Raw genomic sequence first — 20662 nt, 5'->3', positions numbered from 1 at the left:
GCGCCTGACCAAGGTCAGGCTTGCCGGCCCGGACTGTCTCGAAGATGGCTCAGCGCCCGGGCCGCTGTCGCGGCCGGCGCCGATGGGTGGTCGTATAGGCTCCGCGTTTCGGCCCGTCAACCGGTTTGTGAAAACCTGGCGACAGGCTCATCTCTCCTCCCCTCCCCCTCCGCGCGTTCGGTTGCGAATCAACGACAGGCAGCGCGATACGCCACGGCCTTCGCGGGACACCGCTTGACGGGCATCCGCGAGTTGCCGGAGAACGATCGCATCCGGCCGAACAGCTTAAGCCGGATGGCCTGGACCTCGATCACGGAAGAATACCGGCGGCATGAACACCTCCTCGGACGGCACGCCCGCCCTGTCGCCCGGAGCACCGGTGGTGCAGCGGCCGGCCCTGACGGTCGGCAAGGAGGCGCGGGCGGGCGTGAAGGGACAGACGCCCTTGATCGTCTGGATGACCGGCCTGTCCGGGGCCGGCAAGTCGACGGTCGCGAACCGCGTCGAGGAGAAGCTGTGGCGGCAGGGCCGCCACACCATGCTGCTCGATGGCGACAACCTGCGCTTCGGGCTCAACAAGGATCTGGGTTTCGCGGACGCGGATCGGGTCGAGAACGTTCGCAGGACCGCCGAGGTCGCCAAGCTGATGCTGGAAGCCGGCCTGATCGTACTCTGTTCGCTGATCTCGCCCTTCCGGCGCGAGCGGGCCCTGGCACGCCAGTTGGTCGGGCCGGGCGAGTTCCTCGAGGTCTTCGTCGACGCGCCGATCGAGGAATGCCGACGGCGCGATCCGAAAGGCCTCTACGCCCGCGCGCTCGCCGGGCAGATCCCGAACTTTACCGGGATCTCGTCACCCTACGAGGCGCCGGAGGCTCCCGACCTCCATCTGCAAACGGACATCCACGACGTCGAGACCCTGGCCGACCGGGTTCTCGACGAGTTGCGGCACCGGGGCGTCATCGCCGGAGCCGCCTGATCACCGGGCGCTCGTCCGGGGATGTGGCCGCTCCCGCGGCCCCGGTCGATCGCCGGTTGGGAGATCGCCGCGATGCCTCAGGCGGCCGGGGACGCTTCCTCGGCCTTGGCCTCCTCGGCGCATTTCAGGCAGAGCTGGCGCTTGGCAAGCAGAGCCGAGACCGCGTTCGCGCCCTCGAAGCTGACGACGTGGCCGCATTCGAGCACGTTGAGCACGCGCTGGTCGGGGTCGTCGCGCTCGCCGGACGGATAGCAGCGGATCGCCGTCACGCGGCGCATGGGGATCTCAGCCTGCATGGCGTAGTCCTGGAACCTCGTCTCGATGCGGCGAAACGGTCGCCGCCGCGGTGCGCGAGCCCTTCCGAACCGGCCCCGCGTCATCTCTCCATAGCACGGAACCGGCATCGCCAGCAGGGCGGGCCTGCATTGCGTCATGTCGCAGGGCCCGGCCGACTGGCACGGATGCTGCAGTTCCCGCGGCCGATCGGTCCGCGTGTTATGGCGCCGCTTGTCAGAGCCTGCTTGACGCCGGGCGCCGTTTGGGATCACCGCGTCGTGCGGGGCCGGAACGTCTCCGCGCGGAGACAAAGCCGCCCGGATGGCGGCCCATCGCGGTCGAGCTCTCGCCCGTGGGGCGGACCGGCCGGCGCGAAACGAGAGACGAACCAGGAAGGAACCGTTCGGTGAGGGATTTCTCGACGCCCGGGCGCTCGCCCGTCTACGCCGCCAACGCCGCCGTCGCGACGTCCCATCCGCTCTCGACCCTGGCGGCCATCGAGGTCCTGCGCTCCGGCGGCAACGCGGTCGATGCCGGCATCGCCGCGGTGGCGGTGCAGTGCGTGGTCGACCCGCTGATGACCGGCATCGGCGGCGACTGCTTCGCCCTCTACGCGCCGAAGGGCGCGCGTGCGCCGATCGCGCTGAACGGTTCGGGCCGCAGCCCGGCGGCGGCGCACGATGCCTGGTACCTCGAGCGCGGCATCGCCCTCGCGCCGACCTCGCCCCACGCCGTCACGGTGCCGGGTGCGGTCGCCGCCTGGGCGAAGCTCCTGGACGACCACGGCACCCGCAGCCTCGGCGAGCTGCTGCAGCCGGCGATCCGCTACGCAGAGGACGGCTACCCGGTCCAGCCCCGGGTCGCCCTCGACTGGTCGCGCAGCGTCGAGCGCGTCGCCGGCGACCCGGCCTCGGCGGCGACCTACCTGATCGACGGGCGGGCGCCCGGCGTCGGCACCATCATGCGCCATCCGAAGCTCGCCGCCACGCTCAAGCGCATCGCGGAGCACGGCCCGCGCGGCTTCTACGAGGGGCCGGTCGCGGAGGACATCGTGGCCCGTCTGCGGGACCTTGGCGGGCTGCACACCCTCGACGACTTCGCCACCGCCGCGCCCGAGATCGTCACGCCGGTGACGACGCGCTACCGCGGCTACGACGTCTACGAATGCCCGCCGAGCGGACAGGGCCTCGCGGTGCTGATGATGCTCAACGTGCTGACGCATCACGACGTCGCCCGCCTGTCCGAGCTCGACCGGGTCCACCTCTTCGCCGAGGCCTGTAAGCAGGCCTACCACCACCGCGACGCGCTCTTCGCCGATCCGGTCCTGAACCGGGTGCCGGTGGAGCACCTCCTCTCCGAGGCCTGGCGGGCGAGCGCGCACGGCGCCATCGACATGGGCCGCGCCCAGGAGCCGGTGATCTGGCCGGAGCTCCCCAACCCGGAGCACGTCCACAAGGACACGGTCTATCTCAGCGTGGTCGACCGGGACGGCAACGCGCTGTCGCTGATCAACTCGATCTTCCAGGGCTTCGGCAGCGGCATCACCGCCCCGGAGAGCGGGGTGCTGCTGCACAATCGCGGCCTGTCCTTCCGCATCGATCCGGGCCACCCGAACACGATCGGCCCGCGCAAGCGCCCGATGCACACCATCATCCCCGGCATGCTGATGCGGGACGGCGAGACGGTGGCGCCCTTCGGCGTGATGGGCGGTCATTACCAGGCGATGGGCCATGTCGAGCTCCTGACCGGCATCATCGACCGCGGCCTCGACGTGCAGGAGGCGTTGGATGCTCCCCGCAGCTTCGCCTATGGCGGCGGGGTCGAGATGGAGCCCGGCTTCGGCGAGGGCGTCGTCGCCGGCCTCCAGGCCCGCGGCCACCGCACCATCCCGGCCTCCGGCCCGATCGGCGGCGGCCAGATCATCTGGATCAACCGCAAGGCCGGCGTCCTCGCGGCGGGGTCCGACCCGCGCAAGGATGGCAGCGCGCTCGGCTATTGAGGAGGCGTACCATGCCGTTCGACATCGACGCCGCCGCGGCCGCCCTCGTCGAGGCACGGCGCACGGGGAAACGCCTCGACGCCCTGCCGGAGGGCGCGCGGCCCGGCAGCGAGGCGGAGGCCTACGCGGTGCAGGATGCGATCGCGCGCATCCTCGGCCCGGTGGCCGGCTGGAAGGTGGGAGCCCCCGGCCCCGCCGCCGCCCCGGCCCGGGCCGCGCTGCACGCCGACACGATCTTCGTCGAGGCGGAGACGCTGCCGGCCTCGCTGTTCCATGTGATCGGGGCGGAGGCCGAGATCGCCTACCGGTTCGGCCGCGACCTGCCGCCGGAAGCCGGGCCCTACGACCGCGAGGCGGTGCTGGCGGCGGTCGTCACGATGCATCCGGCGATCGAGATCGCCGATACCCGCTTCGCGACGTTCGGCGCGGTCGACGCGCACAGCCAGCGCGCCGACCAGCAGAATCACGGCGTCCTGGTGCTGGGGCCGGGCCTGACCGACTGGCACGGCCTCGACCCGGTGACCCAGCCGGTGCGGCTGGCGATCGACGGGACGGTCCTGCACGATCACGTCGGCGGCAACTCGGCGGTCGATCCGGTGCGGTTGCTGGTCTGGCTCGCCAACGAGGGAGCGCGCTCCCTCGGCGGGATCAAGGCGGGGCAGGTCGTCACCACCGGCTCCTGCACCGGCACGGACTTCGTCACGGCGCCGACGCGGATCGTGGCGGAGCTTCCGGGACTGGGGAGCGTGGCGCTGGCGATCGGGTGAGACCGCTACGGGGGGCGGCGGCCAGTCCGGGGGGAAGCCGGCGCTGGCGCCCCACCGACGACGATGCCGGCAAGGCGGATCGTCAGGCTGCCGCATCCAGCGGCACCGGCCGCCCGAAGAGGTAGCCCTGCATCTCGGTGCAGCCTTCCCGCCGGGCCGCCGCGCACTGGTCCTCGGACTCGATCCCCTCGGCGGTGACCGTCGCCCCGAGCTGGGCGGCGATGCCGACGACGGCACGCACGATCGCGGCGGTGCCGGGATTGGCGATGTCGGCGATGAAGGAGCGGTCGATCTTGATCGCGTCGAAGGGAAAGCGGCGCAGGTAGCTCAGGGACGAATAGCCGGTCCCGAAATCGTCGAGGGCGATCCGCAGGCCGAGGCGGCGCAGCGCCAGGAGCAGGTCGACAGCGTCGCCGTCGACGAGCAGGCTCTCGGTGATCTCGATCTCGAGCCGGTCGGGGCCGAGACCGGATTCGCGCAGGGCCGCCTGGATCGCGGCCACCAGGGGCCCGTGGCGCACCTGGGCGGCCGAGACGTTGACGGCGACGCGGGCACCGTCGGTCCAGGTCGCGGCGTCGCGGCAGGCCTGGCGCAGGATCCAGGCACCGAGGCGGTCGATCAGGCCGGTCTCCTCGGCGAGGGGAATGAAGGCCCCGGGCGAAACGAGGCCGCGGGTCGGGTGGTGCCAGCGCACCAGGGCCTCGCGGCACACCGTCCGCCGCTCGGCCGCGGTGACGATCGGCTGGTAGTGCAGGACGAACTCGCCGCGATCGAGGCCGAGGCGCAGGTCGAGCTCGAGGCCGCGCTGCTCGGCCGCCGCCGCGTCCATCGCCGGGTCGTAGAGCCGGAAGGTGCTGCGCCCGGCGGCCTTGGCGCTGTAGAGCGCCCGGTCGGCCCGGGCCATCAGGGTGTCGGCGTCCGCGCCGTGGCCCGGGGCCAGCACCACGCCGATGCTGACGCCGACATGCATCGACCGGCCGGCGACGGCGATCGGAGCCTGCATCGCCTCGACGAGGCGCGAGGCGACCTGCGACGCCGCCGGCGAATCCCCTCCGGCGAGGAGCACCGCGAACTCGTCGCCGCCGAGCCGCGCCAGGGTGTCCTCGCCACGCAGGACCGCCCGCATGCGCCGGCCGACCTCGCACAAGAGCGCGTCGCCGGCGGCGTGGCCCAGCGTGTCGTTGACCACCTTGAACCGGTCGAGGTCGAGCCACAGGATCGCGCAGGCCCGGCCGTCCCAGAGCAGGGCGTCGAGCCGGGTGCGGAACAGGGTGCGGTTCGGCAGGTCGGTGAGCGCGTCGTGGGCCGCCATGTGGGCGATCCGCCGCTCGGCCTCGCGCCGGGCGGTGATGTCCTCGACCTGGAGCAGGGTGGAGGCGGGGTCGGCCGGCAGGGGGAGGCGCACCGCCGAGACCCGGGCCCACATCGTGCCGCCATCGGCGCGGGGAAAGCGCATCTCGCAGACGGCGGGCTCCCCGGCCTCGCCGGCCCCGGCGAGGAGTCGGTCGAGGAGGCCCGCCTCCTCGGGCAGGCCGAGGACCGCGAGCGGCCGCCCGACGAGGTCGGCGGCCTCGCGGCCGAGGGCGTGCAGGAAGGCGCGGTTGGCCTCGACCAGGTCGCCGGCGCCGCCGACCACCAGCATCCCGGCCGGCATCCGCTCGATGATGCCGCGCAGGTGGCTGGCGCTGCGGCGCGCCTCGGCCTCGGCGGCCCGCAACGCCGCCTGCTCGCGCTTGAGCGCGGTGATGTCGAAATGCGCGCCGGTGCGGCCGTCCTCGCGGGCGTGCTCGATCACCCGTATCCAGCGCTCGCCCGGCAGCGGCACCTCGAACGGCGCCCCGGCGAAGCGCTGGGCCTCGCGCAGATGGGCCAGAAGCTGGGGCGGGGCATCGCCGTGGGTGTCCTGCCAGGCGCGCGCCACCACCGCCTCGAAGGTGAGGCCGACGGCCTCGCCCGGTGCGAGGCCGTAGAGCTGGGCGAACTGCCGATTGGCCGAGACGATGCGCCCGTCGGCATTCGCCGCCACGATGCCGTCCGGCGTGTCGGCCTCCGCCGGCGTGCGGGCGCCGACGCCGTCCGCACCCTGGGTGATCCGGCGCCACAGCCGCACCCGGCCGAGACCCGGGATGGTCTGGGCCGCCACCCGCAGCCAGGTGCCGCGATGCTCGAACTCGAACGGCCGGCTCTGGGCCTGGTGGCGGGCGAGCCCGCTGGCGACGTACTCGTCGATGTAGCGGGCTTCGTCGGAGGTCAGGCGGTTGCCGTAGAACCGACGCAGGTTCTCGCCGTAATGCTCGCCGAGATGGACGAGTCCGTCATGCTCGGGAAAAAGATAGAGAAAAGTCTGGTTCCAGCCCACGGCGCAATCGTCGGCATCGAAGACGCACAGGCCGATATCGAGGCCGTCGAGCAGGTCGGCGAGGAGCCCGATGCGCGGGTTGGGCTTCTGCATGCTGTCGACCCCGATCTGTCGTGCGGCACCGTCCGCGCCGGACCTTCACGGACCCGCACCGGGCCTGGAGCGGGCCTGGAGCGGGTCTGGACCGTCTCCGGCGATATCCTGCGCATCACCGCATCTCAAGCTCGCATGACCTGATTGACGCCGTCTTTCTTTTTTGTGGGGCGCCGTCTTCTGCCGCAGAGGAAGAGATCGGGCTCGGCGCCCGACGGGGAACGGCCCGCAGAACTGCCCTTGCCAGCCCGCCGCGGATCGGCTGTGAAGGGATAAGTGACGACAACGGGCGACCACGCGCGGGAACGACGCGGGCGCCCGGGAGGAGACCACGATGAACCGTTTCACCACCGGCCTGTGCGCGGCCGCCCTGACACTGGCGGTCCTGTGCGCGCCGGCCGCGGCGCAGATGTCCGACGACGTGGTGCGCATCGGCGTGCTCACCGACCTCTCGGGGCCCTATGCCGACAGCGGCGGGCGCGGCTCGGTGGCGGCGGCCGAGATGGCGGCCAAGGATTTCGGCGGCAAGGTCCGGGGCAAGCCGGTCGAGATCATCTCGGCCGACCACCAGAACAAGCCCGACGTCGCCTCGAGCCTGGCGCGGCGCTGGTACGACGTCGACAGGGTCGACGCCATCGTCGACCTGCCGGTGACGGCGATCGCGCTCGCCGTCCAGGCGGTGGCCAAGGAGAAGAACCGCACGGTGATGATCACCGCGGCAGCGACCTCAGACCTCACCGCCAAGACCTGCTCGCCGGTCAGCTCCCACTGGACCGACGACACCCACGCGCTGACCGCCGGCACCGCCCGGGCGGTGTTCGAGCGGGGCGGCAAGTCCTGGTACTTCATCACCGTCGACCACGCCTTCGGCCACGCCCTGCAGAAGGAGGCGACCACGGTGGTCGAGTCGCTCGGCGGCAAGGTGGTGGGCACCTCGCGCCACCCGATCAACACCGCCGACTACTCGTCCTTCCTGCTCCAGGCCCAGAGTTCGGGGGCGGACGTGGTCGCCTTCGCGAGCGTCGGCGACGACTTCACCAAGGCGGTCAAGCAGGCCGACGAGTTCGGCCTGACCGGGGGCCGCCAGACGCTGACCGGCTTCCTCGTCTACGTCACCGACATCAAGGGCCTCGGCTTGCCGGTGGCGCGCGGCCTGACCTTCTCGTCTGCGTTCTACTGGGACCAGAACGACGCCGCCCGGGCCTTCGCCAAGCGCTTCCAGGACCGCACCGGCGCGATGCCGACGAAGAACCAGGCGCTGATCTATGCTGCCGTCACCCACTACCTGAAGGCGGTCGACAAGGCCGGAACCGACGAGGCGGTCGCCGCCAACGCGGCCATGCGGAGCCTGCCGGTGGCGTTCTTCGACCACCCGGCCACCCTGCGGGCCGACGGGCGGCTCCTCTACGATCCGGTGCTCTACCGGGCCAAGGACCCGGCAGCGAGCAAGGGCCCGTGGGACCTCTACGAGGTCTTGCGCACCATCCCGCAGGGGGAGGCCTTCCTGCCGATGAACCCGGCCTGCGCGCCGAACGGGCGCGGGTGACCCGGGCGTGGACCGCATGAGCGACCCCGCCCTCGCCGAGGGGTTCGACCTCCGGCGCCTGCCGGACGGCTTCATCGCGAACCCCTATCCGGTCTACGCGGCGTTGCGCGAGCACGCCCCGGTGCATCGGCTCGGCGAGGGACAAATCCTGCTCTCGCGCTACGCCGACCTGGAGCGGGTCTACAAGGACGCTGCGACCTTCAGCTCGGACAAGACCGTCGAGTTCGGAGCCAAGTTCGGAGCCGGGTCGGGGGCGGGGGAGGCCCCCTCCCCGCTCTACCGCCACCACACCACGAGCCTCGTCTTCAACGATCCGCCGCGCCACACCCGGGTCCGGCGGATCATCGCGGGCGCCCTCACCCCCCGGGCGGTCGCCGCGATGGAGGCCGGCATCGTGGCGCTGGTCGACGATCTCCTCGACCGGGCTGCGGCGCGCGGCACGATCGACCTGATCGAGGATTTCGCCGCCGCGATCCCCGTCGAGGTGATCGGAAACCTGCTGGGCGTGCCGCGGTACGAGCGCGGGCCCCTGCGGGATTGGTCGCTGGCGATCCTCGGCGCCCTCGAGCCCGTCCTGCCGCCGGAGGTCGAGGCGGACGGCAACCGGGCGGTGACCGCGTTCCTGGCCTATCTCGACCGCCTCGTCGACGACCGGCGCCGGCATCCGGGCGACCCGGACAAGGACATCCTCACCCGGCTGATCCAGGGCGAGGTCGGCGGCGAGCGGCTCTCGCCCGAGGAGCTGCTGCAGAACTGCATCTTCATCCTGAATGCCGGCCACGAGACCACCACAAACCTGATCGGCAACGCGCTGCACCTCCTGACCGAGCATCCCGCGGCCCGGGCGCGGCTCCTCGCCGAGCCGGAGCTGATGCGCAAGGCGGTGGAGGAGGTGCTGCGCTTCGAAAGCTCGAACCAGCTCGGCAACCGCGTCGCGACGACGGATTTCGCGATCGACGGGCAGGTCTTTCCGGCCGGCACCCAGATCACGCTCTGCATCGGCGCGGCCAACCGCGACCCGGCGCAATTTCCCGACCCCGACCGGTTCGACGTCGCCCGCGACCCCAACCGCCACCTCGCCTTCGCGAGCGGCATCCACCAATGCGTCGGCATGGCGGTGGCCCGGCTGGAGGGCCGGATCGCGCTCCCCCGCTTCCTCGCGCGCTTTCCGGATTACCGCCTCGACGGGATGCCGGAGCGCTCGCCGCGGGTGCGCTTCCGCGGCTTCCTGCACCTGCCGGCCCGGCTCGCCTGACGGCCGGACCGGGGAGCTGCGGCCCCTCAGGCCGCCTTGACCCGGGCCAGGAAGGTCGTCACCTCGTGGGTCAGCCGCTCGGACCGGCGCGCCAGGTCCTGGGCTGCGCCGAGCACCTGGGACGCCGCGGCGCTGGTCTGGCCGGCGCCGTCGCGCACGCCGACGATGTTGCCGGTGACCTCCTCGGTGCCGCGCGCCGCCTGCTGCACGTTGCGGGTGATCTCCTGAACGGCGCTGCCCTGCTGCTCCATCGCCGCCGCGATGCTGGCGGCGTAGCTCGACATGTCCTCGATCACCTTGGCGATCTGGCGGATGTCCCCCACCGCCTCGCGGGTCGCCCCCTGGATCTCGCCGATTCGCGCGCCGATCTCATCCGTCGCCTTGCCGGTCTGGCCGGCGAGGTCCTTCACCTCCGCCGCCACCACGGCGAAGCCGCGGCCGGCATCGCCGGCACGCGCCGCCTCGATGGTGGCGTTGAGCGCCAGGAGGTTGGTCTGGCCGGCGATGCTCGACACGGTGGCGACGAAGTCGCCGATCCGCTCCGCCGTGCCGGCGAGGCGCTGCACAGCCGCGTTGGTGCGCGCCGCATCCTCCACTGCCCGGGCGGCGAGGCGGGACGACTGGGTCACCTGCTGGACGATCTCCTGGATCGAGGCCGTCATCTCCTCGCTCGCCGCGGCGACCGTCTGCACGTTGGCGGAGGTCTGCGAGGCGGCGCCCGCCACGGTCACGGTCTGCCGGGTCGTCTCCTCGGCCACCCCGGTCATGGCGCGGGCGGTCGCCTCCATCTCGGTCGCGGCGCCGGCAACGGCCGTGGTCAGCCCCGAGACCGTGCGCTCGAAGTCCAGCGCCATCTCGTCGAGGGCCCGGGCGCGCCGCATCCGCGCCTCGTCCTCGATCTCCTTGGCGGCCGCCGCCCGCTCGGCCTCGACGGCGTTGCGCTTGAACACCTCGAGCGCCTGGGCCATCTCGCCGACCTCGTCGCCCCGCTCGACGCCCGCGACCACCACCGTCCTGTCGCCCTCGGCGAGCCGGCCCATCGCGGCGCTGATCGCCCGAAGGGGCGACACCAGAGTGCGCGACACCATCAGCGCCATCACGGTGGCAACGGCGAGGCTCGCGAGGATCCCGACGAGGTTCATCGCGAAGGCGAGGGCGAAGGAGGATTCCTGCTCCTTCATGCGGCTCGCCATCAGGCCGACCTCGACCGCGCGGATCTCCGACGCCTTCGCCCGCAGGGCGTCCATCATCGCCTTGCCGGACCCGCTCGCCTGGAGGGCGCGAGCGCGCTCGCGGGTCCCCGGCTCGGCCATCAGGGCGATCTCCTTCTCGGCGATCTCGCTCATCCAGGCGGTCGCGCTGCGGTCGAGCTCGTCGAGGCGGGCCTGCTGCGCCGGGTTGTCGGCGGTGAGGCGCTTGGCCTCGCCGAAGGCGGACCGGTAGGTCGTCCGCCCCTGGCGGTAGGGCGCCAGGAACTGCGGATCGGCCGAGATCAGGTAGCCGCGTACGCCCGTCTCCTGGTCGACCATCGCGGCGAGGATGGCCGAGACCGTGTGGAGCACCTCCTGCGTGTGGTCCGTCCAGGCGATCCGATCCTTGATCGAGTGGAGGCTGGCGTAGCTCACCGCGCTCACCGTCAGGGTGATCGCCACGAGACTGCCGAAGGCCACGACCAGCTTGGGGAGGATCTTCAGGTTTTTGAGCAGGCGCATCGGACGTCTCATGGTCGGGGCGGAGCGCGGGTCGGCGGCGCCGAGAAGCGCGAGCCCACGCTTCGCCATCGGGATTAACAGCGGGCCGCACGTGTTCTTAGCATTATTTGAAATCGTCTGAATAACGGTTACATATCCCAGTCTTGTCAATCGCCGGTTGAGGAAAACGATCGGCACATCCCCTCATCCGTGCCGGGTCTCGCCCGCTGCGGTGTGGGCGGGCCTCAAGCGGTCGTGTCCGGGCCGGGCATGGTGGATGCGCGGCGTCGCCCTAGCTCGTGACGGGCAGGTCGACCGAGGAGACGCCGCATGCTGCCCCATCGCCGCGCCGTGCTGGCCGGCTCAATTGCCGGCTCCCTGGCCGCGAGCCTGCATCCGGGCCGGCTTCTCGCGCAGGAGCCCGGCTTGATCCGGCGTCCGATTCCCTCCACCGGCGAGACGGTACCGGCGGTCGGCATCGGCACCTCGCGGCGCTACGACGTGGCGCCGGATTCGGACGCGATGGCGCCCTTGCGCGAGACGGTGGCGCGGTTCGTCGCGCTCGGCGGCACGGTCATCGACACGGCGCCCGATTACGGCCGGGCCGAGGAGGTGCTGGGCCGGATCCTCGCCGAGACGAAGCTGCGCGACAGGGTGTTCCTGTGCAGCAAGGTGGCGGCGCGGGGGCGCGAGGCGGGAGAAGCGCAGATCGCGCAGTCCTTCCGCCGCCTCGGCACCGACCGGATCGACCTGATCGCGGTCCACAACCTGATCGATCCGGCGGTGCAGCTGCCGCTCCTGCGCGAGATGAAGGCGGCCGGGCGCATCCGCTACCTCGGCGCCACGACCTGGGCCGAGGGGCAGTACGGCGATCTCGAAGCCCTGATGAACACCGAAAAACTCGACGTGATCCAGGTCAACTACGCGGTCGATGCCCGCAAGGCCGCCGAGCGCATCCTCCCGCTGGCCCGCGAGCGCGGCATCGCCGTGATGGTCAACGTGCCGTTCGGGCGCGAGCGGCTGTTCAATCTGGTGCGCGGCCGTGAGCTGCCGCCCTTCGCCGCCGAGTTCGACTGCAGGAGCTGGCCGCAATTCTTCCTCAAGTACGTCCTGTCGCACGAGGCGGTGACCTGCCCGGTGCCCGGCACCGCGCAGCTGCGCTACGCCGAGGACAATCTCGGCGCCGCACGCGGGCGCCTGCCGGACGCCGCCCTACGCCGCAAGATGGAGGAGTTCATCGATGGCCTGTGATCGTCGCACGCTGCTCGCCGGAGCGATGGCCCTGGCGCTCGCCGCCGGGTCCGCGGGGGACGCCTTCGCCCAGGATGCGAAAATCCCGATCGCCGTGATCGGCGGCGGCAACATCGGCGGGACCATCGGGGGGCTGTGGGTCAAGGCGGGTCATCCGGTGATGTTCGCCTCGCGCCATCCGGAGGACCTGAAGCCGCTGGTGGAGAAGCTCGGGCCGCTCGCCAAGGCCGGCACGGTCGAGCAGGCCCTCGCCTTCGGCGACGCGGTGCTGATCGCGGTGCCGTACAAAGCCTATCCGGACCTCGGGAAGACCTACGGCGCTTCCCTGAAGGGCAAGGTCGTGCTGGATGCCGGCAACGCCACCAAGGCGCGCGACGGCGACCTGGCGACGGAGGCCGAGAACGAGGGGATCGGTGCGGTCTCGGCCAGGTACCTGCCCGGTGCCCGGCTGGTGCGGGCCTTCAACGCCGCCAATTACCGGCTCTTCGCCCAGAACGCCCATCGCGGCGGCGCCCCGATGGCGGTGCCGATCGCGGGCGACGACACGCAGGCCCTGGCGGTGGCGGCCGCGCTGGTGCGCGATGCCGGCTTCGACCCGGTGGTGGTCGGCGGCCTCGATGCGGCGAAAAAGTTCCAGATGGGCAGCCCCGGCTTCCAGCGCGACGCCACCGGCCCGGAGGCCCGCAAGGCCTTCGGGGTCGCCGAATGACCCCTGACGCGGCGCAGGCCGGCCTGAAGGTGCCGGCCTGGCTCCGGCGCCTCACCGACGTGCGGCCCGAGGAGGTGCCGGCTCTCGGCTGGGCCTGGCTCTACATCTTCGCGCTGCTCTCGTCCTACTACGTGATGCGGCCGATCCGCGACCAGATGGGGCTGGCCGGCGGGCTCGAGAACCTGCCCTGGCTGTTCACCGCCACGCTGGTGGGCATGCTGGTGCTCAACGTGCCGTTCGGCTGGCTGGTCCGCACCCTGCCGCGGTCCCGCTTCGTCCCGCTCACCTACCGCTTCTTCGCCGCCAACATCCTGGTCTTCGCCGTGGTGCTCTATCGCAGCGGGCCCGAGGAGGCGGTGTGGATCGGCCGGGTGTTCTTCGTCTGGCTGTCGATCTTCAACCTGTTCGTGGTCTCGATCTTCTGGGCCACCATCGTCGACGTGTTCGACACCGAGCAGGGCAAGCGGCTGTTCGGCTTCATCGCGGCGGGCGCGACGCTCGGGGCCATCACCGGCTCGGCCGTCACCGCCGTGCTGGCGCGGGACGTGCCCACGCCGTTCCTGCTCCTCGCGGCGGCCGCCCTCCTCGAGGTCGCGGTCTTCAGCATGCGGGGCCTGTCGCGGGTCTCCGACGCGCTGTCGCGCGAGCCCGGGGCGGCCACGCAGGCGATCGGCGGCAGCCCGTTCGCGGGGATCGGCCGGGTCTTCGCGTCGCCCTACCTGCTCGGCATCTGCCTGTTCCTGCTCCTGTTCTCGATCACCACGACCTTCCTGTACTTCGAGCAGGCCGGCATCGCGAAGCGCAGCTTCCCCGACCGGGCCTCGCAGACGACGTTCTTCGCCTCGGTCGATCTCGCCGTGAACGTGCTGACGCTCGGCGTGCAGCTCTTCCTCACCGGGCGCATCGTCAGGCGCCTCGGCGTCGGGGTGACGCTGGCGATCCTGCCGCTCGTCAGCGCGCTCGGCTTCGGGCTGCTGGCGGTGGCGCCCACCATCGCCAGCGTGGTGGTGTTCGGCGTGCTGCGCCGGGCCGGCAACTTCGCCATCGCCCGGCCGGTGCGCGAGGTGCTGTTCACGGTGCTGCCGCGGGAGGACCGCTACAAGGCCAAGGCCTTCATCGACACGGTGGTGTACCGCCTCGGCGACCAGGTCGGCGCCTGGTCCTACGCCCTCGTCGCCTGGCTCGGCCTGAGCGCCACCGCGCTCTCGGTCGTGGCGGTGCCCCTGTCGCTCGCCTGGCTCGTCAACGGCCTCTGGCTCGGGCGCCGGCAGGAGGCTATGGCGGGGGACGGGACGGAGGCGCCGGCGGAGGCGAGGAATGGCTGAGACCGAAGCGGATCTGCGCGAAGCCGTCGTGGCGGCCTGCCGCGAGATGGCGGAGCAGGGGCTGAACCAGGGCACCTCCGGCAACGTCTCGGTGCGGTTCGGCGAGGGGCTGCTCATCACCCCCTCGGGGCTGCCCTACGGCGAGATGACGCCCGGCGACATCGTGCCGATGGGCATGGACGGCCGGTCCGACCACCCGCTGCCCCCCTCCTCCGAGTGGCGCTTCCACCGCGACATCCTGCAGGCCCGCCCCGACGTCCGGGCGATCGTCCACGCCCATCCGACCTACTGCACCGCCTTCGCGATGTGCCGGAAGGACATCCCGGCGGCCCACTACATGATCGCCGCCGCCGGCGGACCGACCGTGCGCTGCGGCGGCTACGCGCTGTTCGGCACCGAAGAGCTGTCGCTGCGGGCCCTGGAGGCGCTGCAGGACCGCACCTGCTGCCTCCTCGCCAATCACGGCATGATCGCCACCGGGCCCACTCTCGCCAAGGCCCTGTGGCTCGCGGTCGAGCTCGAGACCCTGTGCCGGCAATACGCGGTCGCGCTCCAGGTCGGCCGGCCGCACATCCTGAGCGAGGCCGAGGTGACGGAGGCGATGGAGCGGTTCAAGTCGTACGGGCCGCGGCCGAAGGCGGGGTGAGCCGGCGCGCATGACGCGCCGGCCCCGACGCCGCTCCTAAAGCTCCATCTTCATCGCCTGCGGATAGTACCGGAACCCGCCCTGCCCGTTCTCCGCCACGTGGCCGATGCCCGGCCAGGCGAAGTGGTAGGCCAGCACCGGGATGCGGTTCTTGGCCAGCATGGTCAGCATCTTGAGCCGGGTCTGGGCCGATTGCTTCGGGTCGGTGTCGTAGGCGAACTCGGTCAGCGGCTTCTCCATCAGCAGCACCGGATGGTGCGTCAGGTCGCCGAGGTAGCAAAGGCTGTCCTTGCCCGAGGTGATCATGAACATCGTGTGGCCGATGCTGTGGCCCGGCGCCGCGATCGCCTGGATGCCGGGCAGGAACTCCTGGCCGTCCTTGACGAAGACCAGCCGGTCGCGGATCGGCAGCAGGTTCTTGCGCGCGGTGTCGAGGAAGGCGCCGAACGACGCCGGCACCTTGGCGGGGTCGGTCCAGTAGTCGAAATCGGCCTGCGAGATGTAGTACTGGGCGTTGGGGAAGTGCGGCTTGCCGTCGTCGCCGACGCAGCCGCCGCAATGGTCGACATGGGCGTGGCTCATCACCACGGCGTCGATGTCGTTGGGGTCGATGCCGGCCTGGCGCATCGTGGTCAGCAGCTTGCCGGTGGTCGGCCCGAACAGCTTGAGCGCGCCCATCCCGGTATCGAACAGCACCAGCTTGCTGCCGGTGTTGAGGATCAGGATGTTCTGCTCCAGCACCGCGTTCGACAGCGGCAGGAAGTTGCTGTTGAGCTGGGCGTCCATCTCGGCCGGGGTCAGGCCGAGGAAGTTGGCATGGGGGTCGCCGAGCGGCAGGGTGCCGTCCGAGACCATGGTGGCCTCGGCGTCGCCGAGGGCGAAGCGGTAGAAATAGGGGCTCTGGCTGCGCAGCATCGGCGCCTTGGCGCCCGCCGGGCCGGGCAGCCCGGTCGCCACCGCGGCCGCCGCCGCACCGAGCATCAGGCCGCGCCGGCTCGGGCCATCCTGGCGAATCGTCATTGGGGTTCCTCCACGCGTCTGGCCGCGGGCGCCTTTATGCGCGCGCCGGGCCGGCGGGATCCCCGTCGGCTCGGCGCGGCCGGAACCTCTGCGGTGCGACGGTTGTCCGCCGGCCCGGACGGGTTGTCAAACCGGCCGTCGGGTCAGGTGCCTCCCGCCCGGGCACGGCCGGCGCCCTCCCCGCCCGAATTGCGGGCCCCCTGCCCAACCGGACGGCAACCGCGCCGGTCGCCGCGCTGGCGGAATTGACAGCGTTTCGAGGCGCTTCCTACACCCGCCCGCGGGGAGGAACCGCGATGCCGAGCCACGATTTCGACTACGACCTGGTTGTCCGCGGGGCGACGCTGGCCGGCCCGGCCGAGGTGTTCGAGGCCGATCTCGGGGTGCGCGACGGGGTGATCGCGGCCGTCGGCCGGAACCTCCGGCGCGGGGCGGAGGAGATCGACGCCAGGGGAATGATCGTCACGCCCGGCGGCCTCGACCCCCACTGCCACATCGAGGAGCCGTCCGAGGACGGCGGCGTGCAGGAGGAGAGTTTTTCGAGCGGCTCGGCCGCGGCGCTGGCTGGCGGCACCACCTCGTTCATCTGCTTCGTGCCGCAATGGAAGGGGCACCCGATCGCCGCCACCGCGGCCGGCTACGAGGCCCGGGCGCGGGCCTCGCGGGCCGATTACAGCTTCCATCAGATCATCACCGACCCGACGCCCGACGTGCTGGAGCGGGAGGTGCCGGCGCTGGTGGCCCGCGGCATCCGCAGCCTCAAGGTCTTCCTGACCTACGATCCCCTGCGGCTCACCGACGGGCAGTTCCTGGAGGTGCTGGCGACCGCCCGACGCTTAGGCGCCTTCGTGACGGTGCATTGCGAGAACTACGACGCCATCGGCTGGCGCATCCGCGCGCTGCTGGAAGCCGGCCTCACCGACCCGCTCCAGCACGCCTGGGCCCGGCCGCCGGTGGTCGAGCGCGAGGCGACCCACCGGGCCATCGCGCTCGCCGAACTCGTCGACCAGCCGATCCAGGTCTTCCACGTCTCCTGCGACGAGGCGGCCGAAGAAATCGCCCGGGCCCGGGCCCGGGGCGTCAAGGTCTGGGGCGAGACCTGCCCGCAATACCTGACCCTCTCGACCGACGACCTGGCCAAGCCCGATTTCGAGGGCGCAAAGGTGGTGTGCTCGCCGGCCCTGCGCGCGCCCGGCGAATCCGAGCGGATCTGGGCCCGCATCCGCGAGGGGACGCTCGACGTCGTCTCCTCCGACCATTGCGGCTTCTCCTTCGCCACCGCCAAGCGCGATCCCGGCAGCAGCGGCTACGGCCAGGGCGGCGCGAAGGCCCGGCCCGACGGGATGCCGGCCTTCAACGCGATCCCGAACGGCGTGCCGGGGATCGAGACCCGGCTGCCGGTGCTGTTCTCCGAGGGCGTCTCGGCCGGGCGGATCGACCTGCCGACCTTCGTGCGCCTGACCTCGACCAACGCCGCCCGCCTGTTCGGGCTGGCCGGCCGGAAAGGGACGCTGGCGCCCGGCGCCGACGCGGATCTCGTGCTGTGGAACCCCGACGCCGAGCGGGTGCTGACCAATTCGGACCTGCACCACGCGATCGACTACACCCCCTGGGAGGGGATGCGCCTGAAGGGCCTGCCCACGATGACGATCCGGCGCGGCGAGGTGGCGGTGCGGGACGGACAGGTGCTGGCGGAACCCGGCTCGGGCCGGTTCCTCGCCCGCGGGCCTTACGCGCTCGCCACGCCGTCGGGCCGGGTGCCGGACGGGTTCGACGCGGCGGCCCGGCGCTGACGCCCTGGACGTCGGCCGCGCCCTCACCGACCATGCCGGTTTCCTCGGGAGAACCGGCATGGCGACCGTGAGACTGTGGAGCGACGCGGAGGCCGAGGGCCATCCCCGCGTCAAGGCGGTGTTCGACGACATCCGGGCTTTGCGCCGCTCGGATTTCATCAACAATTTCTGGCGCGCGCTCGCCAACCAGCCGACGGTGCTGGAGCGGACCTGGGCCGACCTCAAGCAGGTGATGGCCGCCGACGGCGCCCTCGACCCGCTGACCAAGGAGCTGATCTACATCGCGGTCTCGACCGCCAACGGCTGCAGCTACTGCATCCACTCCCACACCGCCGCCGCGCGGGCCAAGGGCATGACCGAGGCGCAGTATGGGGAATTGCTGGCGGTGATCGGGATGGCGAACACCACGAACGCGCTCGTCACCGGCATGCAGGTGCCGGTGGACCGGGAGTTCGAGGTGTAGGGCTCAACCATGGAGGGTTCGACCATGCGAGCGGCTTCAGAGGGCGGAGATCGGCGGTTGACGTCCGGACGTGCCCGGCCGGCCTGTCCGAAAAACCCTCCGAGCTAGGTTTCCGTATACGGCATCAATCCGACAGGGTTTGTCGCGCGGGTCTCATGGTGGAGATGGGTCGGCTATCCGGCTGGCCGGCATTTCACCGTCAAACACATGTTTTCCGTACAGTCGAGCGTTACAAGCTGGATGACCGCTTGGAGTCAGAAACATCTAACCCGGACTGATGGAATATCCATTATATCAATGCAATATTCAGTATTTGTTTTGTTATAAAATTAATATAACAACTATCTATTTATAGATTTCTTGAGGTCTAATAACTAAATTTGGCGTTATGCCTCTTATACCGGCTTCAGTCAGAGGATCCTTTGGTCTATATTTCCCAATCAAAAAATTTTCATCGGCGTCTTCGCCAGCCATGATTGTTATCATGTGCGCACGCTCTCTAAAAGATCTTCGCATTTTAATTGTTATACCACCAAGAGATTGAATATTATCAGAATATCCACAAATATCACTATCCATTCGATTGACCATAAGTATTTTTTCCATAAAGCGACGCTCTTCCTTAACATTTTTGTTTATAGAAGCAATTAATGTATATAGCAAGACTAAACTTCTATCAACTCGGTCTGCCGCTTCAGGGTTGTTATAATATATTAATCTAATAACCCCGAGGTTATTGTCATCACCTAGTACTTCGACATAACCATCCTTCAACTCACCGACTTTGCAATTTTCGCACGATTGGCCCATCTCAACGTTGGCGGCACCAAGTATCGACAAAACGTCCGATGATGAAACACCAAGGCCTTTATCAGGAAAATAGCCAGGAAAAAGTTCTTTTTCATCATTTATTAGTCTATCGAGCATTCGGCTATATAAATAACTAAGTCCAGATAAATCTTCTGTTGTAATAGATTGAAGCATTTCAAAAAATGCATTGCTACGAATAATCCCATGAATATGCGTGCTAGACGATAAATATTTGTTGACTTGTTGCTTTATAAATTCTCTTTCTTTTAGTCTCAAAATCGGAACATAGCCAAACTTCCCATAAATTATATTTCGTGAATCTTCATATGAAGAGTTATAAGCTATACCACATGCGCGATGATAAATTTCAAAAAACAGATCTTCATATTTTAGACCTCGATAGCCATCAAATAACTTGATTATAGCGTCATCTCTCATATATTTAATGGATGCTATTGCAGGTTGACGAAGATAGACCGTTTGATACATTTTTAGCAAAGGTTCATTTGAAAGTTTTTGGGCATTGTATAGATCCGCAATCGCACGAACGGAAAATTCATCAGCTTTTTGTTCCATAATTTTAATCTTCTCTCGTGCCCGTCTATCAAAAAAATCAGCAATAAGTGAATAAAAATCTCCTTCTGCTCCAGCCGTTAAATGACCAACTTCATGGAACAAAAGAGGAGCGAGAGATGCTTGAATTAGAAATCTATTACTACTGAATTTCGAGTTTGGAAGATTAAAAACCTGCCCTGCAATCGACGTAGCTGTTCCAAGAACCGTCGGATCAGGTAAGTCACGTTTTTTGGAAAACAGCGCATCATATCTATCAATATCTGAAAGTATTCCGGCCATCCTCCCAGCGCGCGACGCTAGAAAAAGTACTTTTGATCGGTCCATAGGCGGTTTTTTCTTTGTAATCATGTCAATACCAATTCGAGTAGACTCAGCTCTGTACCAAACATCAATCTGAGCATTAAAAGCAAGAATGGATAATAGGTCGTTATCTATAAATATGCTATCTGGAGGTATGGCACGAGCGTTTTTTCGAATATTGTTTAGATATCTTTTTGTTGTATGGTCAGTTATATCACTAAAATCTGCATCATTATTTATTAAATATATATTCAAACTACCCGATTTGTATGGCTGATTTACACGTATGGATTGAAATCGCGAAGCAATGGTTGGCGTGCTCTCAAGCATATTTTGTACGATCGGAGCATGCGTTGAAGCTAAGCGATCTTTTTGATGGAGTTCTGCAAACTGAGCGAAAGCATCGGTGGCCTTTAACGATATTATCGAAAAGATAATTACTATCAAGATGTTCCACATAATAGAAACCCTTAATCTGTAGATAGAGGTGGGATTGTCTTTCTTCCGAGTACCGTTTGAAAAAAGAAGCCGCTTTGATAAGAAAGTAAAAAGCTGATTATATCGCTAGAATTATTTTCAATCCTTGAGTATAATGCGATCAAAACAACAGGAGTCAGTATAATTGGGTAGAATACAAGCCTAAGAGACGACCGTATCATATGTATTTTACTACTTAGTATGTGATCTATATAATCATCTGATGCCTCAAGTAAATCAAAAATTATCTTAGAAAAAATTCCTAGAACTGCCCCACAAGATAAAACGATAGAAGTATGAAATGTTTGTGCTTGATCAGACGCGCCTTTA

Annotated in this window: 16 protein-coding genes; 11 read left to right on the top strand and 5 right to left on the bottom strand. The window is 67.7% G+C overall.

What is annotated here, in order from left to right; all coding sequences use genetic code 11:
- The first annotated feature begins 331 nt into the window (after window positions 1-331).
- Window positions 332-976 (top strand): adenylyl-sulfate kinase, encoded by a 645-nt coding sequence (gene cysC, locus V3T34_RS16030; protein ID WP_407942714.1) that lies wholly within the window; start codon window positions 332-334, stop codon window positions 974-976.
- A gap of 77 nt (window positions 977-1053) precedes the next feature.
- Here cysC and V3T34_RS16025 read toward each other — a convergent pair whose 3' ends face one another.
- Window positions 1054-1272 carry a hypothetical protein gene (locus V3T34_RS16025; RefSeq protein ID WP_139235002.1) on the bottom strand — a complete coding sequence of 73 codons (219 nt, stop codon included), beginning with the start codon at window positions 1270-1272 and terminating at the stop codon, window positions 1054-1056.
- Between the two features lie 386 nt (window positions 1273-1658).
- Here V3T34_RS16025 and V3T34_RS16020 point away from each other — a divergent pair, with 386 nt between their 5' ends.
- Both V3T34_RS16020 and V3T34_RS16015 read left to right on the top strand, forming a co-directional pair.
- Window positions 1659-3251, top strand: coding sequence for a gamma-glutamyltransferase family protein (locus V3T34_RS16020; RefSeq protein ID WP_305077515.1), 1593 nt, complete (start codon window positions 1659-1661; stop codon window positions 3249-3251).
- Between the two features lie 11 nt (window positions 3252-3262).
- Window positions 3263-4018 carry a 2-keto-4-pentenoate hydratase gene (locus tag V3T34_RS16015; protein WP_060848444.1) on the top strand — a complete coding sequence of 252 codons (756 nt, stop codon included), beginning with the start codon at window positions 3263-3265 and terminating at the stop codon, window positions 4016-4018.
- Between the two features lie 82 nt (window positions 4019-4100).
- Here V3T34_RS16015 and V3T34_RS16010 read toward each other — a convergent pair whose 3' ends face one another.
- Window positions 4101-6470: an EAL domain-containing protein gene (locus tag V3T34_RS16010; RefSeq protein WP_331369230.1), complete on the bottom strand. Its 2370-nt coding sequence runs from the start codon at window positions 6468-6470 to the stop codon at window positions 4101-4103.
- Between the two features lie 334 nt (window positions 6471-6804).
- On the opposite strand from V3T34_RS16010, the gene V3T34_RS16005 reads away from it, so the two are divergent.
- Both V3T34_RS16005 and V3T34_RS16000 read left to right on the top strand, forming a co-directional pair.
- Window positions 6805-8016, top strand: coding sequence for an ABC transporter substrate-binding protein (locus V3T34_RS16005; protein WP_305077513.1), 1212 nt, complete (start codon window positions 6805-6807; stop codon window positions 8014-8016).
- Between the two features lie 16 nt (window positions 8017-8032).
- Window positions 8033-9271, top strand: a complete 1239-nt coding sequence (locus V3T34_RS16000) for a cytochrome P450 (protein ID WP_305077512.1) — start codon at window positions 8033-8035, stop codon at window positions 9269-9271.
- Between the two features lie 26 nt (window positions 9272-9297).
- Here the strand turns inward: V3T34_RS16000 and V3T34_RS15995 are convergent, their stop codons facing one another.
- Complete coding sequence (locus V3T34_RS15995) at window positions 9298-10983, bottom strand: methyl-accepting chemotaxis protein (RefSeq protein ID WP_305077511.1); 1686 nt, start codon at window positions 10981-10983, stop codon at window positions 9298-9300.
- 309 nt (window positions 10984-11292) lie between these two features.
- On the opposite strand from V3T34_RS15995, the gene V3T34_RS15990 reads away from it, so the two are divergent.
- Genes V3T34_RS15990 through V3T34_RS15975 form a run of 4 tightly spaced genes read left to right on the top strand, consistent with a single transcriptional unit; the run spans window position 11293 to window position 14893 of the window.
- A complete protein-coding gene (locus tag V3T34_RS15990) occupies window positions 11293-12213 on the top strand; it encodes an aldo/keto reductase (RefSeq protein WP_305077510.1) in 921 nt (306 codons plus the stop codon).
- Complete coding sequence (locus V3T34_RS15985; protein ID WP_305077509.1) at window positions 12203-12922, top strand: NADPH-dependent F420 reductase; 720 nt, start codon at window positions 12203-12205, stop codon at window positions 12920-12922. The genes V3T34_RS15990 and V3T34_RS15985 overlap by 11 nt, the downstream gene beginning before the upstream one ends.
- The gene (locus tag V3T34_RS15980; protein ID WP_305077508.1) at window positions 12919-14247 is read left to right on the top strand and encodes an NTP/NDP exchange transporter; all 1329 of its coding nucleotides are present in this window, start codon (window positions 12919-12921) and stop codon (window positions 14245-14247) included. Before V3T34_RS15985 ends, V3T34_RS15980 begins: the two co-directional genes overlap by 4 nt.
- The gene (locus tag V3T34_RS15975) at window positions 14240-14893 is read left to right on the top strand and encodes a class II aldolase/adducin family protein (RefSeq protein WP_305077507.1); all 654 of its coding nucleotides are present in this window, start codon (window positions 14240-14242) and stop codon (window positions 14891-14893) included. Before V3T34_RS15980 ends, V3T34_RS15975 begins: the two co-directional genes overlap by 8 nt.
- 36 nt (window positions 14894-14929) lie before the next feature.
- Here V3T34_RS15975 and V3T34_RS15970 read toward each other — a convergent pair whose 3' ends face one another.
- Window positions 14930-15913: an MBL fold metallo-hydrolase gene (locus V3T34_RS15970; RefSeq protein ID WP_407942713.1), complete on the bottom strand. Its 984-nt coding sequence runs from the start codon at window positions 15911-15913 to the stop codon at window positions 14930-14932.
- 296 nt (window positions 15914-16209) lie between these two features.
- Between V3T34_RS15970 and hydA the strand changes: the two genes are divergently transcribed.
- Window positions 16210-17706: a dihydropyrimidinase gene (gene hydA / locus V3T34_RS15965; protein WP_305077505.1), complete on the top strand. Its 1497-nt coding sequence runs from the start codon at window positions 16210-16212 to the stop codon at window positions 17704-17706.
- 58 nt (window positions 17707-17764) lie between these two features.
- Entirely contained in the window at window positions 17765-18169 is a 405-nt protein-coding gene (locus V3T34_RS15960) for a carboxymuconolactone decarboxylase family protein (protein ID WP_305077504.1), read from the top strand.
- Window positions 18170-18514: 345 nt separating this feature from the next.
- On the opposite strand, the gene V3T34_RS15955 is transcribed toward V3T34_RS15960, so the two are convergent.
- A complete protein-coding gene (locus V3T34_RS15955) occupies window positions 18515-20314 on the bottom strand; it encodes a hypothetical protein (RefSeq protein WP_305077503.1) in 1800 nt (599 codons plus the stop codon).
- Between the last annotated feature and the right edge of the window lie 348 nt (window positions 20315-20662).

The sequence above is a fragment of the Methylobacterium ajmalii genome, assembly GCF_036448855.1.
GTDB lineage: Bacteria > Pseudomonadota > Alphaproteobacteria > Rhizobiales > Beijerinckiaceae > Methylobacterium > Methylobacterium ajmalii.
The sequence above is the reverse complement of the archived record's forward strand: the minus strand, read 5'-3'. Positions and strand labels throughout refer to the sequence as shown.

Bases quoted from the DNA above. Each gene is read 5' to 3' on its own strand.
- V3T34_RS15990 (WP_305077510.1), top strand. From the start codon at position 11,293: ATGCTGCCCCATCGCCGCGCCGTGCTGGCCGGCTCAATTGCCGGCTCC.
- V3T34_RS16025 (WP_139235002.1), bottom strand. From the start codon at position 1,272: ATGCAGGCTGAGATCCCCATGCGCCGCGTGACGGCGATCCGCTGCTAT.
- V3T34_RS15960 (WP_305077504.1), top strand. From the start codon at position 17,765: ATGGCGACCGTGAGACTGTGGAGCGACGCGGAGGCCGAGGGCCATCCC.
- V3T34_RS16015 (WP_060848444.1), top strand. From the start codon at position 3,263: ATGCCGTTCGACATCGACGCCGCCGCGGCCGCCCTCGTCGAGGCACGG.
- V3T34_RS15970 (WP_407942713.1), bottom strand. From the start codon at position 15,913: ATGACGATTCGCCAGGATGGCCCGAGCCGGCGCGGCCTGATGCTCGGT.
- V3T34_RS15955 (WP_305077503.1), bottom strand. From the start codon at position 20,314: ATGTGGAACATCTTGATAGTAATTATCTTTTCGATAATATCGTTAAAG.
- V3T34_RS15980 (WP_305077508.1), top strand. From the start codon at position 12,919: ATGACCCCTGACGCGGCGCAGGCCGGCCTGAAGGTGCCGGCCTGGCTC.
- V3T34_RS16000 (WP_305077512.1), top strand. From the start codon at position 8,033: ATGAGCGACCCCGCCCTCGCCGAGGGGTTCGACCTCCGGCGCCTGCCG.
- V3T34_RS16005 (WP_305077513.1), top strand. From the start codon at position 6,805: ATGAACCGTTTCACCACCGGCCTGTGCGCGGCCGCCCTGACACTGGCG.
- V3T34_RS16010 (WP_331369230.1), bottom strand. From the start codon at position 6,470: ATGCAGAAGCCCAACCCGCGCATCGGGCTCCTCGCCGACCTGCTCGAC.
- cysC (WP_407942714.1), top strand. From the start codon at position 332: ATGAACACCTCCTCGGACGGCACGCCCGCCCTGTCGCCCGGAGCACCG.
- V3T34_RS15985 (WP_305077509.1), top strand. From the start codon at position 12,203: ATGGCCTGTGATCGTCGCACGCTGCTCGCCGGAGCGATGGCCCTGGCG.
- V3T34_RS15975 (WP_305077507.1), top strand. From the start codon at position 14,240: ATGGCTGAGACCGAAGCGGATCTGCGCGAAGCCGTCGTGGCGGCCTGC.
- V3T34_RS15995 (WP_305077511.1), bottom strand. From the start codon at position 10,983: ATGCGCCTGCTCAAAAACCTGAAGATCCTCCCCAAGCTGGTCGTGGCC.
- hydA (WP_305077505.1), top strand. From the start codon at position 16,210: ATGCCGAGCCACGATTTCGACTACGACCTGGTTGTCCGCGGGGCGACG.